Genomic DNA, 18,903 nt, shown 5'->3' on the forward strand with positions numbered 1-18,903 from the left:
GAGAATATTAACTGATCATAGCATGAGAAAGATATGGAATGGAATACTGAGCGTTGTGTTGGGAGGCCTACTGGCCTGTAGCCCGAAACCTCAGGGAGAATACAAGGGAACTGTTCAGATTATCCCTGAGCCTGTATCCCTACAACAGTCAACTGGTCAACTGGTTCTCACAGAGGACCTGAAGTTGTTTGCTCAGGCAGATAACGAAGAGGCGAATCGCGTGGCGCAGCATTTAGCGGAGGATTTGAGGCAAGTTACAGGCTGGGCTGTCCCAGTAGCCCCGATCACAAGTGACCAATCGGTGGGGGATAACCAGATCGTATTTACGTCTGAGGGAGTAGCCAATGATCAACCCGAGGAGGCTTATACACTCAGTGTCACCACAGATGCTGTGGTTGTACGTGCTGTATCTGGCGCAGGCTTGTTTTACGGGATGCAAACGCTGAAGCAGTTGTTGCCTGTAGAAATCTATGGCAAAGCGAAGGCTACTGAGGTGGAGTGGAGTCTGCCGCTGGTGCAGGTTGAGGATTATCCACGATTTAGTTGGAGAGGATTGCATCTGGATGTGGGACGCAACATGAGCTCCGTGGAGTTCATCAAGGAATACATCGACAACATGGCCATGCACAAACTCAATACCTTTCATTGGCACTTGACAGATGATCAAGGATGGCGGATCGAAATCAAAAAATATCCGAAACTGACAGAGATTGGAGGGTTTCGCAAGGAGAGCTTGACCATCACAAGTCGTCATCAGCCCAAAGTCTATGACGGCAAACGATACGGAGGGTTCTATACACAAGAGCAAATCAAAGAGATCGTGGCGTATGCTGCAGACCGGTATATCACGGTGATCCCTGAGATAGAGTTGCCAGGGCATGCTACTGCGGCGATCGCTGCGTATCCAGAGTTGGGTACATCAGGTGAGCGCCCAGAGGTGGAAGTGAACTGGGGCATATTCCCTGATATCTTCAATGTAGAGGACGCCACTTTTTCCTTCCTCGAAGATGTATTGGCAGAAGTCATCGAACTGTTTCCGAGCCAATATATTCATATAGGTGGAGACGAAGCGATGAAGGTTCAGTGGGAGGAGTCGCCACGGATACAAGCCAAGATGAAGGAATTGGGACTAAAAGACGAACATGAATTGCAGAGTTATTTCATTACGCGCATAGAGAAGTTTGTCAATTCCAAAGGGCGTCAGATCATCGGTTGGGACGAAATCCTCGAAGGAGGACTTGCACCCAATGCGGCGGTGATGTCTTGGCGTGGAGAGTCTGGTGGTATCGCTGCAGCGAGGAGTCAACACAGCGTAGTGATGGCACCTTATCAGTTTCTGTACCTCGATTATTATCAAGGAGATCCACGATTCGAACCGACTGTGGTGGGACGTGAGCTGACCATGGCTGATGTATATGCCTACGATCCGCTACCTGACTCACTCACGGAGGAGGAGCAAGGCTACATCCTCGGTGCACAGGCCAATGTCTGGACGGAGTACATGCCTACCGAAGATCAAATCGAGTACATGGTCTACCCTAGGATCAGTGCACTCTCCGAACTGGTGTGGTCACCAGTCAGTACCAAGGATTGGGAGCGTTTCAAAGAGAAATTGCCAAGACAGACAGTGCGCTATGCTGCGCTCGATATCAACTATGCCAAGAGTCTATTTCATGTGACCTATACCGTGTCCGCGGATTCTACCGATGGTTACCAAGTCGAGTTGGACAACCAGATGGACTGGCTAGGGATGTATTACACCACGGACGGTAGTGAACCTACACTAGAGTCTTCACGCTATGAGTCACCGCTCATGGTGGCAGAAGGTACGAGGCTCAAGGCGATATTATATGCTACGGATGAAACCCTATATGGCAAGGTTACAGAGATCGTCGTAGGAGCAGAACAATAAGGTCAACGAATTATTTGTACAGAGAATGAACAACAGTCAATACATAGTAGGAGTGGATGTAGGCGGATCTACCATCAACCTAGGGGTGATTCGCAACGGGGAGATCGTGAAGAAAATCAGCGTACCGACTCCAGCTCAAGAAAGTAAGGATGTGGTGGTCGATGCGATTATAGCAGGGATCGAACAGGTGAGTATGGGTTTTGACATACTCGGTATCGGGATAGGTGTCCCGGGACTAGTTGATGAGAAACGTGGCATTGTTTATCAAGTGACCAACATACCGTCATGGGATGAGGTGCATCTCGTGGATAGCATCAGCGAGCATTTCGGGTTAGAGGTCTGCCTCACCAATGACGCCAACTGCTATGTACTAGGAGAGAAGTTTCATGGCAAAGGAAAGCCCTATGACAGTGTCGTGGGGATTACGCTCGGTACGGGACTGGGAGTGGGACTGGTCATCAACGGTAGTTTGCACGCTGGCCTCATGTCCTGTGCGGGAGAGTTGGCGGTGCTTCCATACCTGGCGCACAACTATGAGCATTACTGTAGCGGACAGTTTTTCCAGAAAGAGCATGGGGAAGAGGGGAAAGTACTCTTTGCTCAGGCGGCGGCTGGTGACGAGCGTGCTTTGCGTATCATGGCAGAACTGGGGACGCATATAGGGCAGTTGGTCAAGTTGACCTTACACATACTGTCCCCAGAGGCTATTTTTTTTGGCGGTTCGATCAAGGACTGTTTCCCTTATTTTGAAGCTTCGATGCGAGAGGTGCTCAAGACCTTCCCTTATCAACGGGTATTGGATTTGTTGGTGATTGACTACTCAGGAGAGGCGGACATGGCTCTGCTAGGGGCCAGTGCCATCTTCGAAATGCGTAATCAGGAAATAGTAGAGTCAGGATTGTTAGAATCAAGACCCTAGACCAAGTGTCTCTAAAGGATCTCAAACTTTGGACAAGTTAATCTTAGAATATTTTCAAAGCCACTATAGTATTTTAACTATAGTGGCTTTGTGTTTCTGACCAATATTAGGTTCAGTCGGTATTTCTGGAGATACAAATCAACAACGGGTTTCGATCAATGAATCGTTGGATAACGAAGTGATCTACTATTTTCCCCTCCATAGGAGATTCTCCTAAATTTCATTTTTCTTCTTCAAATTGTATCAAGGGTGTAACCTTTTTGACAAAAGGAAAGTAAAACCGAATGAACATTCAATCTATATTTGCGGTATGGTAGAGAAGAAGCAAGCGATATTCGATAGTGCCCTAGAATTGATCAACGAATGTGGGTTTCATGGGACGTCTATGAGTCAACTGGCTAAGCATGCAGGTGTGGCGGCAGGGACGATATATCATTATTTTGAGAGCAAAGAAGCAATGATTTGTGCTTTGCATACGGATATCGTGGACAAGCTGTTGGAGAGCTTAACGACAAGTGACGACAAAAACCTTTCTTTCAAAGAGCGTTTTGGGAAAAGGTGGAAATGTATCTACCAGTTCCATATAGATCGTCCTCATGTCCTACGGTTTTACGAGCAGTTTGTCAATTCGCCATTCTATTTCAACTATCCCAAAAGGAAAGAGATTCAATTGTATTTTTCGGCATTTTTTCAAGAAGGAATCAGCCAAGGAATAATCATCGATAAAAACCCAGAATTGATTTCAGGGTTGTTTTTCGGGAGTGTGATTTCCGCCTTGAAAATGAAGTTTTACCGAAAGGTGGATATCGATGGGTCAGATTTGAATGACATCATTGACATGCAATGGAAGGGCATGATCATTTAAATGACTAAACTATTTTACTAGGAATGAATTGTGTCTGGGAGATAATCAGGCATAGGAAAACTATTGTCAAAACATAATTAACAACAAAGAGAGTAGAAATCATATGAAACAAAAACTCAGTTTCTTAATCATACTATGCCTGGTCACGACGCTTCACGTGTCGGCGCAGCAGAGTTATTCACTCGAGGAGTGTATTACTTTTGCGCTGGAGCACCGACCAGACATGGAGCAAACGATGATCGATGAGCAGATCGGTCACCATGAGATCAACGCCAGTTTGTCGGCTTGGTTGCCACAGATCACGGGGAGCTACAGCTTGGTCAACAACACCCAGTTGCAGAGTACTGTGTTTGCTGGCAATGTCGTGCAGATCGGTCAGAAGTACAATTCCAACTTGTCTCTGCGCGCTGACCAGACGCTCTATAGCAACGAGGTGCTCTTGGCGAGCAAAGCTGCGAATCATAGCCGTCGACAGCTCGAACAAAACATCGTATCGAGCAAGATCAGTACGGTTGTGGATGTGAGCAAGGCGTTTTACGACATCTTGTTGACACGCGAGCAGCTCAATATCCTGCAGGGCAACATCGTGCGTCAGCAGAAGCAGTACAACGATTCGCGTGCACAGTACGACAATGGTATGGTGGACAAGACCGATTACCAGCGGGCAAGCATCACTTTGGCCAATTCGAGAAGTGCCAAGAAGAGAACCGAAGAGTCGCTGAAAGCAAAATTTGCTTATCTGAGACAGTTGATGGGCTTGCCGATGGAGGAGCAGTTCAATCTGGAGTACGACACAAAGCAGATCTTGGAGAGTGATATTCTGTTGGATACCACGCAGAATCTAGCGATCGAGAGTCGCATCGAGTACCGACAGTTACAGACGGACATGGAGTTGCTCAAGCTCAACACGTCATACTATAAGATGGGCTTGATCCCGACGATTTCGGCGTATGCCAATTATAGCCCGCAGTACTTTCACGATGATTTCACGAGTCTGTACAACAACAACTACACCACGTCGAGCATAGGGTTGACGGCTAGCATTCCGATTTTCACGGGCAACAAGCGAAACCAGCAAATCAAGATCGCCAAGCTCCAAGAAGAGCGACTCGACGTGACACTGGAAGATGCCAAGCGTGTGATCAGCACCGAGTATCAGACGGCACTCGCAGGATACAAGAGCGACTACTACGACATGGAAACACTCCGTAGCAATGCCGATCTCGCAGCGGATGTCTACAAAACCATCAAACTACAATACGACGAAGGCATCAAAACCTACTTGGAGGTAATCGTAGCGGAGACCGAATTGCAGACAGCCCAACTCAACTATCTCAATGCGGTATTTCAGTTGCTATCTAGCAAACTGGACTTCCAAAAATCCATCGGAACCATCGAAATCAATTGACAACAATGATCTTTCAAAAAACCATGAACATACATCGAAATTTATATCTCAACGCCATCCTGATAGTCCTAGCCGCAGTAGCCGTGACCGCATGTACGGGGGGGAATGGTGCGCCTCGAATGGCAGGAGCAGCGACTGTGACGGCCATGGACGTATTGTCCAAAGAAGTGGAAAGTTTGGATAGCTATCCAGCTACTGTCGTACCGGTCAACGAAGTGGAACTTCGTCCTCAACTGTCTGGATACATTACCGAAATCTTCGTCAAAGATGGCGAAACAGTCAAAAAGGGGCAGAAACTCTATGAAATAGACCGAACCAAATATATCGCGTCCTATCATCAAGCCAAAGCAAATGTGTCTACGGCAGAAGCCAATTTGGCAAAAATAGAGCAGGACGTGAAGCGCTACGAAGCACTGCGCGAGCAGGACGCCATCGCTGCGCAAAAAGTAGATTACGCCAAAGCAGACCTCCAAACAGCCAAAGCGCAAGTCGATGCGGCCAAAGCGCAATTGTCTTCTTCGACCAATGACTTGCAGTACTCTACGATCAAAGCACCATTCGCTGGGACCATCGGGATACATCAAGTTCGCGTCGGTGCGCAAGTATCGCCCGGTCAGCCATTGCTCAATACGCTCTCGTCTGACGATCCTGTGGCGGTAGATTTCGTGATCAACGAAAAGGAAATTCCACGATTCAACAGGCTGAAACGTGAGGAGCAGCCTGATTCGTTGTTTACCATGGCGTTGAGTGACGGCAGCAAGTACCCCTATTCGGGAAAGGTGATAGCCATCGATCGTGCAGTAGGCCGTCAGACGGGTACACTGACGATCCGTTTGAGTTTTCCTAATCCAGAGAAGGACCTGATCCCAGGGATGACTGTGGATGTCAAGGTGCTCAATCAAGACCATGGAAAGCAAATTGCGATCCCTTACAAAGCAGTTGTCGAGCAGATGGGCGAGTACTTCGTCTATGTCGTCCAAGACGGCAAAGCACATCAAGTCCGTATCCAACTCGGTAGCATTGTCGGTGGAGATATCGTCGTACGTGACGGGCTCAAGGGAGGCGAAAAACTCATCGTCAATGGCATCCAGAAACTACGCGAAGGATCAGCAGTAGAGGTCGCGAGCAACAATTAATCAATTCGGTTCAAAACATAACATAGAAGAATGATATCTGATGTATTTATAAAACGCCCGGTCACCTCGATCGTCATCTCGCTCTTGCTGCTGCTGACGGGGACCTTGGCGATCATGAACCTGCCTGTGACCCAGTATCCGGAGATTACGCCCCCAGTGGTGTCGATTTCGGGTAATTATACAGGGGCAGATGCCCAGACCGTAGAGCAGACGGTCGCGACTCCTGTGGAGACACAGGTCAACGGTACCCCGGGTATGGCCTACGTGTCATCCAACAGTACGAGTACGGGACAGATGCAAATGAACGTCACCTTTGAGGTGGGGACCGATGTGGATATTGCCACATTGGATGTGCAAAACAGAGTGAGCATCGCCGAACCGACACTCCCAGAGGCGGTCAAGCGTCTCGGTATCGTCGTACGCAAGCGTAATCCGAGCATCATGATGGTGGTAGGGATCTACTCTCCAAACGGGACACACGACGTAGGCTACCTCGACAACTATACCAACATCTTCGTGCGAGACGCTTTGTTGCGTGTGCCAGGTGTGGGGGATATTACTTCTCTAGGGCAGGATTTCTCGATGAGACTTTGGCTCAAGCCAGACAAGATGGCTCAGTATGGGATCCGTACACAAGAAGTCAGTGCAGCGATACAGGAGCAAAATCTCCAAGTCGCGGCGGGGAAAGTAGGCGCTATGCCGCAGGTAGATGATCAGGCTTTCGAGTATCCGATCACTGTCAACGGCCGACTGTCGTCAAAAGAAGAATTTGAAGATATCATCGTTCGTACCAACCCTGAAGATGGCTCTTTGGTCTATCTCAAAGATATCGCGCGCATCGAGTTTGGTCGATTCGACTATGGCCGTGCGTCTGTGGTCAATGGAGACCCTACGGCGCTGCTTTTGATCTATCAAGCGCCGGGTAGCAATGCCCTCACGACGGCCGATGGGGTCAACGAAGCATTGGAAGAGTTGAAGAAAGCATTTCCTAATGATGTGGATTATGTGGTCTCTTTTGAGTCGGTCTCTGTGGTAGAGGTGTCGATCGAGGAAGTGTTGCATACGCTGTTTGAAGCCTTGCTGCTCGTGACGATCGTGGTGTTCCTGTTCTTGCAGAGCTGGAGAGCGACTTTGGTACCGATTTTGGCAATTCCGGTTTCGATTGTGGGTACGTTCATCTTTTTTATTCCCTTGGGCTTCACCATCAATACACTGACGCTGTTTGGTTTCGTCCTTGCGATTGGTATCGTAGTGGATGACGCGATTGTGGTGGTAGAGGCAGTACAGCACTACATCGATCACTTCAAGCTTTCGCCCAAAGAAGCCACACGCCGAGCAATGAAAGACATCACAGCGCCAGTTATTGCGATTGCTTTGATCTTGGCGGCTGTATTTATTCCCGTGGGGTTCATCCCAGGTATCGTAGGACGATTGTACCAGCAGTTTGCGATTACGATTGCGATTTCGGTATTGATTTCGGCTTTTGTCGCTCTGACACTGACACCAGCGCTTTGTTCGCTGATGCTGCGTCCGATGAATTTGTCCAAGAAATCTACGGGTATCAATGGGCTGTTCTTCAAGTTCAATACTTGGTTTGAGCGGACTACTGAGTCTTATGGCAATGGTGTCCGGAAGGCCATCAAAGCCACGCCGATGGTATTGATCGCGCTAGTATGTATCTATGTAGGCACGGTGGGGATGTTCAACATCAAACCGACTGGATTTATCCCAACGGAAGATGAAGGGCGTATTTTCATCGCGATGGAACTGCCCGAAGGGTCGTCTACGGCACGTACACTGGAAGTGATGGACAAAGTAGGTGCGACACTCGGCGAGCACCCCGCGATCAAAAACTACACGGGTATCGCTGGACTGAATGCCATCAACTTCTCGTTCAAATCCAACTCAGCGACCTACTTCATCCAGATGCATCCTTGGGAGGAAAGAAAAGATCCATCCATGCAGTTGCAGGGAGTGATCGGTCAGCTCAATGCCGCATTTGCGAGTGTACACGAAGCGACCATTCGCGTGGTGTCTCCACCTGCGATTCCAGGTTTGGGTAACACAGGGGGATTCAGTTTCATGCTGGAGCAGCGTGCTGGCGGAGAGGTCAAGGAGCTCGAAGGAGTCTTGGGGCAATTTCTCATGGCAGCCAATCAGCGACCAGAGATCGCGATGGCCTATAGCTTCTTTACCGCACGAGCACCGGGCTACCAAGTGGATGTAGACCGAGAGAAAGCCAAGAAATTGGGCGTGTCCGTATCGGATGTTTTTGCAACCATGTCGTCGTTTATGGGGAGCCAGTACATCAATGACTTCACGCGCTACGGTCGAAACTTCCGCGTCGTGGCTCAGGCCGATACGAGCTATCGCATGGACATCAAAAATCTAGAAAAGTATTACGTCCAAAACCGCAACGGCGAATCAGTACCGCTGAGTGCATTGGTCAACTATCACGTCAAGGAAAGTGCACCGGTGATCTCTCACTACAACCTCTTCCGATCGGCAGAAGTCAATGGGGCTGCAGCACCGGGCTACAGTAGTGGTCAAGCGATGGAGGCACTCAAAGAGGTGGCGGATGAAGTGCTGCCAGCAGGCTATGGTTATGATTTCTCAGGGCTGAGCCGTGAGGAGCTGTCGTCAGGCAATGCCACGGTAGCGATTTTTGGATTGTCGATCGTGATTGTGTTGTTGCTGCTCGCTGCACTGTATGAGAGTTGGTCTGTACCGTTTTCGATCTTGCTGACAGTGCCTTTGGGTGCTTTTGGAGCGATCGTGGCGTTGATGTTCTTGCCACACCTGAGCAACAACGTCTATGCGCAGATTGGTTTGATCACCCTGATAGGTCTGGCTGCTAAGAATGCCATCTTGATCGTGGAGTTTGCCAAAGAACGGGTAGACCGTGGGATGGAAATCGTCGCAGCTACACTGGAGGCGGTCAAATTGAGATTGAGGCCGATTGTGATGACGTCTTTGGCATTTATATTGGGAGTCGTACCGTTGGCGCTGGCTTCTGGTGCGGGAGCCGTCGCGCGTCAGACGATCGGGTGGACCGTGATCGGCGGGATGCTCGCTGCGACCTTCCTAGCGATCTTCATCGTGCCAGTACTCTATATCGTGATTACGAAATTGGCCTACGGCAAAAAGGGGTTGGAAGAACTCCAAGCCAAAGCAGGGTTTGACGAAGAATAATTTGAATTTTTGTATTGATTATTGATTGAGGGCTGCTCGCAAGAGTAGCCCTTTTTTTGTGCATAGAATCAGGTGTTTGGTCATCTGCTAAGGTATCTGCATTCTGTAGTACAACTAGGTTATAGCTCTTTCTCCTTGGACAAATGGCGTCATATTTAGGTGTCCTGAAACGAGGGTGAAGAGTGTTTCAATATGAATGAAACCTTAGTAGTTACACCGCTGCTGCTTTACCCAATTTGCGTAGGTGTAGCAGATGAGAACTGATGGCTTTCATCATGGTGTTGTATTCGTTGTAGGTGACGTTGAATTCCGCGCAGGTCTCCTTGACCAAACGACTGATCGTAGGGTAGTGGATGTGACTGATTCGAGGGAAAAGGTGGTGTTCGATTTGGAAATTGAGCCCTCCGAGGAGCCAGTGGAGGATTTTGCTTGACGTAGCAAAATTAGCAGTGCTATTGACCTGGTGGATCGCCCATTCTGTGGGACTACCGCCTTTGGTATCACTTGCGTGAAAAGCCGTGTCTTCTACGACATGTGCCAATTGAAAGACGATGCTGATGATCAGCCCACAGGTCATCGTGATGATGAGGAAACCTACCAACCATGGGAGCCATCCTACTAGGTAGATTGGCAGGGCCATGTAGACTCCCATATAGGCGATTTTTGTAAACCAAAAGATAAAATGCTCTTTGGGAGTCAACGCCTCTTTTTTTGAGATCGGCGTGATTTTTTGTGTAAAATATTTTTCGAAATCTTCGTAAAAGATCCACGCCAGATACGAGACACCGTAGAGTATGACCCAGTAGATGTGCTGGTAGCGGTGATAGCGGCGGAGTGGTTGTCCAGCGTGTAGTCGCATGAATGGTTTTACATCTATGTCCGAATCGATTCCCTCGATGTTGGTATAGGTGTGGTGATTGATGTTGTGTTTGACGCTCCAGTAGTGTGCATTGCCGCCGAGGATGTTGAGACAATAGGCGGAGATGCGATTGACCCAGGAGTGCCTCGAAAAGCACTGATGACTGCCCTCGTGCATGACATTGAACCCGATGAGTCCAAGGTTGATGCCAAGTAGTATACATAGCACGATCGAGATCGGAATAGCCGGTGTGAAAAACACCAATGTGACATAAAAACCAATGGCCGAAGCGACTAAAATAAGTCCTTTGACGTAGACCGGTTCTGCTCCAGAAGGGTGCAGATTTTGGTTAGCAAAGTAGTCGTCTACTTTGTTTCGCAACGTTTTGAAAAAGGAGTTGCTACTCGAATCGAATGTGTACTTCTGGCTCAAGAGTATAATGTTTGGTGACAGTATTTGAGTTTCGGTCGTTCAATATGGGGCAATAGCCTCTATGTCGAATGTAGGCTGTACTTGAAGGATGTCTGCAATATCCATATTCCACGCCTCTCACCCCTCGATTCTTGCGATTATTTGTTCAATTGGTCTCAATATGGTCAAACAATTGGTCCAGTCAGTCGGAAATGAGGAGGACTAGCCTTCGTTCATTTTGGCTGGATTTGCGGAAAAATGACCGAGTCAGTTCCAATCTCAGTCCGTTTTTGGTTATCATTACCTCCTTGAACAAATGACTTGAAACTTATCAAATTCCAACCTTTCAACATGCAACATCATCGCTTGATTACCAGAGCCGTATTGGCTGTATTGACCTGTTTAGTATTTGCTTGCTCAAGCAAAAAATCAGAAGCTCCAGACACAGAAGAAATCCAATATTCGAATGAAATCGTGGCGATTATCAGTCACATCACAAGTGGGACAATCACACCTGCTGATCGGATTGAGGTGCAGTTTTTGGAATCCGTCGTGTCGGAGGAGGAGCTGAACCTGCCCGTTGACAATCCTTTTTCTTTCTCCCCTTCGATCTCAGGAGAGGCGAGTTGGGTCCGAACGGACTTGCTGGTTTTTATACCTTCCAAACCGTTGGGCTCGAGAGTCAACTACTCAGGTACGCTCAACCTATCCACTTTGGGTGCGGACTTTGACGTCAAGGAAGTAGAGATCAAGTTTTATGTGCTGGGCCAGGAGATCACTTCATTCGAAGGAGAGCTGGAAGTGCAGAATCCATCTAATCCGAAGGAGCTCGTCTACCGAGGTAAGATCAGCTTTTCGCAAAGTACGACTCTCGAGAATGTGACCAAGGCAGCATCATTGACCGGCTCAACTTTGAACTGGAACCAAGAGAATGACCGTTCGTTCAGCTTTAGCAGTGGGACGCTCACCAGACAGGCCGAAATCAAAAACTATCGATTCGTCGTGGATCACAAGGAGCTAAATCTCTCCGAATCTATGGAACAAAATATAGAGGTGGTACCACTCCAAAAGCTTATCCTTTCGGAAATCGTCAAGGACGAAGAAGGACGATCACCTAAGATGATGCTGAAGTTTTCGGATCAGCTTGATGCGAAACAAAACCTCGAAGGATTTGTGAGTGTCACACCGGAGGTACAGGTCAAGCAGCAGCAGATGGGCAAGTACATCCTGTTGGACGGTGATTTCAAATTTGGTACTGAGTATACTGTGAATGTCAAGGCTGGGGTGAAGAGCAAATGGGGTACAGCAACAGAGCAAACCATCAGCAAAGTGGTGAAATTTGCAGATATCCAGCCACAGGTAGAGTTTGCAAGCGATGGGATCTTCTTGCCCACCAGTAACAACAAGCGTTTGCAGTTTTTGACCACCAACCTCAAGCGTGTCCATGTGGAAGTCAAAAAGGTGTTTGATGGCAACATCGAGAATTTTTTTCAGAACGAATCACTCAAGAGTAGCAAAGACCGAAATACCGAATTTGGACAGTCCTATGTGTCTACGGTCGGAGCGATTGTTTACAACCAGACCTTCGAGATTGGAGATCAGAAAAACGAATGGCTCATTCACAACCTGGCCTTGGACAATGTCCTCGCAGAGTTTTCCAATGGCTTGTATTTGATACGAATCAATTTTAACCCCCATGATATCCTCGTGCCTATCGGGGAGGATGAGTTGAGCTACATTCAGCAATCTGGCCAGATCTACAAACCTGTGACGATCAGTGATCTAGGTGTGTTGGCCAAACAGCATGGAGACGAACGTATGGATGTCTATGTGACGGATCTCAAAACTGGCCAGCCCATGCCAGGCGCCAAAGTCACAGTGTCACGCTACGACAGAGATAGCCAGGGCACGACCAATGATCAAGGTCAGGTATCGCTCAAAGGTTACAGAAATAGCCTCGTCAAAGCAGAGAAAAATGGACAGATTAGTATCATTCAACCTTATGAAATGCGATGGAATCAATCAGGGTTTGATATCGGAGGAGTGAGCTCCTACGATCTCCAAACCCGTGGGTTCATCTATACGGAGCGGGGAGTTTACCGTCCAGGAGACTCGGTCAATCTCTCGTGCATCGTACGCTACGCCAATGCTTCGGCCAACAATGCTCCAGCGACTTTCAAGTTGTTCAACCCAGAAGGGACATTGGTCGTCGAACAAACCCAAACGAGTGCACGTGACGGGTTCTATAATTTCAATTTTGGGACGGATCAAAATGACCCTACTGGCAACTGGAATGCCCAAGTCATGGTGGGCAACAAACGCTTCTATCATACGCTCAAAGTGGAGACAGTGGTTGCCAACCGGCTCAAGGTCAAGGTCACACCAGCGCTGAAAACATTGTTGCCCGAAAACAAGATACTCAATTTTGATGTGGAGAGTAAGTATCTCTTTGGTGCCTCGGCGTCTGGGTTGAGCTATGAGACGGAGGTAGAGATCTTTGACCAGCCTAGAGCCTTTCCTAAGTACAAGGACTACAATTTCTTCAACCAGTATGTGGAGTTTCATGACATCAAAACAAAAATCAAAACAGGGCGACTCAATGAAGACGGGACTGCTGCTGTCGTGTGGAATGTACCTAACCTCAAGCAGGCTCCTTCGCCTCTCAAGGTAAAAATCAATGCGACGGTACAGGAAGAGGGAGGACGCCCCAACGACGCATGGGCGTTTTTGGACTTGCATCCGTTCACGCACTATGTAGGAATCAAAGACGATCAGAGGTACGTCAAACTCAACAGCAAGACAGATGTGCCCGTCATCCTCGTCGATCATGAGGGCAATGCTGTATCGGGCAAAGAACTGACTTACCGCATCTACCGCAACGACTCCTATTGGTGGTATCAATACAACAGCTTCCAGAATTTTAAGCTGCGCTTCAAGACAGACCAGCACTCCTATCTCGTAGAGGAAGGAACAGTGATATCAGGCAAACCATTCACGACGGTTCCTTTCAGACCTAGTCAAAAGGGACAGTACCTCATCGAGGTACAAGATGCTATGAGTCAGGGGCACACCTCGAGTATATTTGTGAGTGCCTACCCGTATGGCGGTATCCCCAACGGTGATCAGAATGCCGGTACGCTCTCATTGAGAAGCGAAAAAGATAGCTACGAAGTAGGTGATGACGCCATGATTACTTTCCCATCACCAAAGCAGGGTAATGTTCTGCTCACGGTAGAAAGAGGAGATGAAATCATCCTCAGCAAATGGGTCAAGCCAGCGGAGGACCAAGAGGATATGCAGGTCAAGTTGAAAATCTCGAAATCAATGGTTCCTAATGTTTATGTGACGGTCACCACATTGCAGAGCCATGCCCAAACGGTCAACGATCGCCCGATCCGTATGTTTGGTATCCTGCCGATCACAGTGGTCAATCCAAGCAGCAAACGTGAACTCGTCATCAAGATGGCTGATGAACTCAAGCCCAAAGAAAAATTTGACATTGAAATCTCTACCCTAGACGGAAAACCCACACAATTTACGGTGGCTGTGGTGGACGAAGGTTTGTTGGATTTGACCAATTTTCAGACGCCGAATCCTTGGAAAGAGTTCTACAAGAAAGTCAGGTTGGAAGTCGAGACCTACGACATGTTTGGTCATGTGATTGGAGCAAACGAGAGCGATGTATTCAAAACGTTCTCGATCGGGGGAGATATGGACTACCGCGAGTCTCAGATTGATCCTTTCAAGAAGAAAAAGCGTTTCAAGCCTGTTTGTATGTTTGAAGGCCCACGATTGACAGATAGCCAAGGCAAGGCAAAGGTAAGTTTCGAAATGCCTAATTACGTCGGGTCAGTGCGTGTGATGGTCATCGCGGCACAGGGGGATAGCTATGCCTCCGAAGACAAAACAGTAGCCGTGAAAAGTGACTTGATCATTCAGCCGACGATCCCAAGAGCGCTGAAGCCTGGAGATGTTTTTGAAGTGCCTGTCAATGTCTTTGCGACGAGAGACAAGATCGGAGCGATCGATCTGAGCATCGAGACCGAAGGGCCTCTCGAAGTGATCGGTCAGGCTAAGTATACACACACATTTGACGAGGAAGATGATCAGATGTTTCATTTTCAAGTTAAGGTTAAATCGGCCATTGGTCAATCCAAAATTACCCTGAGAGGGAAAGGAAAAGGAGTGTCGAGTAGTTTTGAGGCAGATGTACCTGTGTCGCCAAGCGCCGCACGTGTATATGCCAAAGAAGAGAAAATCATCAAGCCAGGTGAGACGATAGCTTTCAAAATCCCGAAAGTAGGGATTGACGGAACCAACAACGCCCGTTTGAACCTGTCGGTGTTTCCAAATATGGACTTTTTGCACCGTCTGGATTATCTGATTCGTTACCCCTATGGTTGTATCGAGCAGACTACTTCGTCGGTGTTTCCGCAGTTGGCACTCAAGAGCTTCTTTGCCGATGATCCTGACCGACAAAAGGAGATTGATACCAACATCAATGCGGGGATCGATCGCTTGCGTACCTTCCAGTTGAGCAACGGAGGATTTAGCTATTGGCCAGGAGGAGACCAAGCTTCGTCATGGGGGAGCAACTATGCGGCGCAGTTTCTGGTCGAAGCGCGCCAGCAGGGATATGTGGTACCCGATGGGATGTACGATGGAGTGATTCGCTACCTTGAGCGTGAGACACGATCTAGCAATAGCAACAAGAAGTATCTGATGACGCGTGTCAATCGATGCTTGGTGCTGGCCATGGCAGACAAAGCCCCGATACAGGAGATGAACTTGCTCAAGCAAAACAGCTACAAAGACATGAATCCAACACAGAAGTGGCAGCTCGTGACGGCTTACAAACTGGCGGGAGCCTATGACAAAGTAGAAGACCTGATTGGTATGATTTCTATGGATGTGGCCGAGTACAACGAGTTTGCTCACACCTACGGTTCACGCTACCGTGATTTGGGCTTGATCCTGCGTTGTTTGGTGATCTTGGATCGCAAAGAGGATGCGGCACTTCTTGCCAAGAAGATTGCGGAGGTATTGTCGAGTCGCAATTGGTACTCGACACAGACCGTAGGTCAAATGCTCCTCGGTGTGGCCAACTATTTTGAATTGGCAGGGGTGCAGGTAGCGGATGATCTGATTTTGCAGGGTTCTGTGCTGCTACCCAATGGCACGAGACAAGAGCTCACCGGGGTAGATCAATTCAACTTGTACATCAACGAAGGTTATGGAGAGGAACTCAAACTGACGTTAGGTTCAGAGATGGAAGTTTCACAAATGTACGCGAGCCTATCTGCCAATGGTGTACCGCTCACGGATCAATCGACAGAGGAAAACAAGAACCTCTCACTCAAGGTGGACTGGTACGACGAGGATGGGTACGAGATTGATGTCGCCAAGGTCAAACAGGGCGAGACCTTCTATGCGCGCTACCGTGTGGGCAACAAGAGCGTCGTGCCGCTGGTCGAGGAAGTGGCGCTGGTACAGTTGCTGCCTTCTGGCTGGGAGATCGAAAACATGAGACTGTCTGGTGAAGTGTATCCCGAGTGGATGGCAGACTGGAACGTGGATCGTGAAGAGTACCTTGACATCAGAGACGACAGAATCATGTGGTTTTTTGATATTGAACAAGGACAACCATTGGATTTTGTGGTGAAGATCAATGCCATAACGAAGGGGAAATACCAGCTGCCAGGAGCAAGGTGTGAGGCCATGTACAACAACGACTTCATGGCGACTCAAGCGGGACTCTCTGTTACTGTGGTGGATGCCGAATGAGGGCGTGGAGTAGCTTCGGGCTTCGGTGGAGAGTGATTGGGGTGTCGTGTGTGGCTGTGGTGTTGATCTATGGATTGTACTTGGCGATCCCCCTGCCCGGGGAAAAACTAGCGCGTGACTATAGCCAAGTCATTCTTGCCCGTGACGGGAGTTTCTTGCGGGTGTATCTCAACAGCCAAGAGCAGTGGTGTTTGCCGCCGCAGCTGCAAACAGAAATCCCAGACAAGTTGAAAACGGCTGTGCTGACGTACGAAGATCAATACTTCGACCGTCACTGGGGTGTCAACCCTGTGGCGGTCGTGCGAGCGGCCTATCTCAACGTCAAGCATCAGCGCGTCGTGAGTGGGGGGAGTACGCTGACCATGCAGCTGGCCCGTATGATTCTGGCTCAGCCAAGGACTCTGTACAACAAATTTCGGGAAGTGTTCCTTGCAATGAAAATCGAGGCACACTACTCCAAGCGTGAAATACTCCAAGAGTATTTGTCTCATGCGCCGTATGGCAGCAATGTTCGTGGTTACCTAGCTGCATCTTACCGCTTCTTTGGCAAAGAACCCAAACAGCTGACTTGGGGTGAAGCAGCGACCTTGGCGGTCTTGCCCAATGCCCCAGGCATGATTTTCCCCTCCAAAAATAGCGACAAACTGGAGCGTAAGCGCAACCAGTTGTTGAAAAGAATGTACGAACTGGAGATCATCGATGAGGAGACTTATGAGTTGACGTTGCTGGAGCGAACACCCGATGAGATGCTTCCTTTTCCGTTGGCGGCCCCCCACCTGACCGATCGAATCCATGCTACTCATCACAGGGATATCGTGGAGACGACCATTGATACGGAGATACAGTACGAGACCAATTTTTTTGTACAGCAGCATGCCGCCAAAATGAAGGAGATGGGGATCCGCAATGCTTGTGCGCTGGTCGTTGACAATCGTACAGGGCACGTGGTGAGCTATGTCGGCTCGCAGGATTATCACAATCTCGACCAGGACGAACAGGGGAGGGTCGATGGCGTGGTGGCTACCCGTTCTTCAGGTTCGATACTCAAGCCATTTTTGTATGCTGCGGCCATCGATGAGGGGATTGTACTCCCCCAAACGCTAATCAAGGACGTGCCGACTTATTTTGAGAGCTTCTCTCCGAGCAATGCTTCAGAGACCTTTCAGGGGGTTGTACCGGCATCTACGGCGTTGATTCACTCGCTCAATGTCCCAGCAGTGCGTTTGCTCAATGCCTATGGAGTACAGAAGTTTTACAACATGCTAGAAGCGGCGGGTGTACAGTCTCTGTTTCGTCATGCGGATGACTATGGGTTGCCCTTGATACTAGGGGGAGCGGAGGTGAGTCCTTGGGACATGGCGCAGCTTTACCGGGGTTTGGCGCAGGGAGGGAGGTTTGCTCGGATTACGTACGACCCCAGCGAGGTACTCGAACCAGAGCAAGAGTTGGTCAGTGAAGCGGCTACCTTTCTGGTACTGGACGAACTCAAAGAGTTGATTCGCCCTGGGTTGGAGTTTTATTGGAAGAAGTATGGTGATCAACGACCGCTGGCGTGGAAGACAGGTACTAGCTATGGTCACAAAGACGCTTGGGCCGTGGGGACGTCACCTTGGTGGACGGTTGTCGTGTGGGTAGGCAATTTTGATGGCGAGTCCAACAAGAACCTGTCGGGAATGGCGAGTGCAGGACCTCTGTTGTTCAACATAGCCAACATATTGCCAGAGGACTCCAAGGAGTTGTGGTTTGAAGAGAAAGCGGAGGATTTTGTGATGGTTCGGATCTGTGAGGAGACGGGTTTTTATGTGAGTTCGGCCTGCCCAAATACTATGGAAGTGAAGGCGCCTGTCCACATGAGGCCAATGAAAGTGTGTCCATATCATCAGCGGTTCTTCATCGATCCATCGACGGGGTATGCCGTATGTTCGCGTTGTTGGGATGGACACCAAGCAGCAGCAGGCGTATTGAAGTTTACACCAGATATCAACTATTATCTTCGTAAAAATGGAGTCATCGTGACGGAAGAGCCCATTCATAACCCCGCATGCCGCCAGTTGCAGGAGCATGGTATCTTACAGATTACCTATCCTGTAGATCGAGCCAATATTTTTTTGCCCAAGGATTTTGACGGTAGCCACCAACCCCTAATCGGCAGAGTAGCGACACAGTTTCCCGATCGGGAGATGTTTTGGTATGTGGACGACTCCTTCGTCAGCAGCTCGGTGAGCAATCCATCCATGCCGCTATATCTGCGCGAAGGGCCTCACGTGCTCACAGTGGTAGATGCAGAAGGCAATCGAGATCAAGTGCGATTTTCGGTGAGTAGGAATTGACTTGAAGGTAAATCATAGATAATTCTCCCGATCGTTTCGATATGTCAGAGGACATGATTAGTATTGATAAATTTTGAAAAAAGTATA

Annotated in this window: 9 protein-coding genes; 8 read left to right on the forward strand and 1 reads right to left on the reverse strand. The window is 48.8% G+C overall.

The features are described from left to right. Positions 1–22 precede the first annotated feature (22 nt). The 6 genes from BFP72_RS00520 to BFP72_RS00545 all read left to right on the forward strand — a co-directional run bounded on the left by BFP72_RS00520 (position 23) and on the right by BFP72_RS00545 (position 9,432). Positions 23–1,912 carry a beta-N-acetylhexosaminidase gene (locus BFP72_RS00520; RefSeq protein ID WP_099597240.1) on the forward strand — a complete coding sequence of 630 codons (1,890 nt, stop codon included), beginning with the start codon at positions 23–25 and terminating at the stop codon, positions 1,910–1,912. A 25-nt stretch (positions 1,913–1,937) separates the two neighbouring features. Next, the gene (locus BFP72_RS00525) at positions 1,938–2,831 is read left to right on the forward strand and encodes an ROK family protein (protein ID WP_099597241.1); all 894 of its coding nucleotides are present in this window, start codon (positions 1,938–1,940) and stop codon (positions 2,829–2,831) included. Between the two features lie 310 nt (positions 2,832–3,141). Next, positions 3,142–3,696: a TetR/AcrR family transcriptional regulator gene (locus tag BFP72_RS00530; protein ID WP_099597242.1), complete on the forward strand. Its 555-nt coding sequence runs from the start codon at positions 3,142–3,144 to the stop codon at positions 3,694–3,696. Positions 3,697–3,799: 103 nt separating this feature from the next. Next, a complete protein-coding gene (locus BFP72_RS00535; protein WP_099597243.1) occupies positions 3,800–5,104 on the forward strand; it encodes a TolC family protein in 1,305 nt (434 codons plus the stop codon). Between the two features lie 23 nt (positions 5,105–5,127). Next, positions 5,128–6,240, forward strand: a complete 1,113-nt coding sequence (locus BFP72_RS00540) for an efflux RND transporter periplasmic adaptor subunit (RefSeq protein ID WP_099600643.1) — start codon at positions 5,128–5,130, stop codon at positions 6,238–6,240. 30 nt (positions 6,241–6,270) lie between these two features. Beyond that, positions 6,271–9,432 carry an efflux RND transporter permease subunit gene (locus tag BFP72_RS00545; RefSeq protein WP_099597244.1) on the forward strand — a complete coding sequence of 1,054 codons (3,162 nt, stop codon included), beginning with the start codon at positions 6,271–6,273 and terminating at the stop codon, positions 9,430–9,432. 211 nt (positions 9,433–9,643) lie between these two features. Here BFP72_RS00545 and BFP72_RS00550 read toward each other — a convergent pair whose 3' ends face one another. After that, the gene (locus BFP72_RS00550; RefSeq protein WP_099597245.1) at positions 9,644–10,723 is read right to left on the reverse strand and encodes an acyl-CoA desaturase; all 1,080 of its coding nucleotides are present in this window, start codon (positions 10,721–10,723) and stop codon (positions 9,644–9,646) included. Positions 10,724–11,053: 330 nt separating this feature from the next. Here BFP72_RS00550 and BFP72_RS00555 point away from each other — a divergent pair, with 330 nt between their 5' ends. Both BFP72_RS00555 and pbpC read left to right on the forward strand, forming a co-directional pair. Continuing rightward, entirely contained in the window at positions 11,054–16,486 is a 5,433-nt protein-coding gene (locus tag BFP72_RS00555; protein ID WP_143519884.1) for an alpha-2-macroglobulin, read from the forward strand. Next, positions 16,483–18,816, forward strand: coding sequence for a penicillin-binding protein 1C (gene pbpC / locus BFP72_RS00560; protein ID WP_099597247.1), 2,334 nt, complete (start codon positions 16,483–16,485; stop codon positions 18,814–18,816). Before BFP72_RS00555 ends, pbpC begins: the two co-directional genes overlap by 4 nt. Positions 18,817–18,903 lie beyond the last annotated feature (87 nt).

The organism is Reichenbachiella sp. 5M10, assembly GCF_002742335.1.
GTDB lineage: Bacteria > Bacteroidota > Bacteroidia > Cytophagales > Cyclobacteriaceae > Reichenbachiella.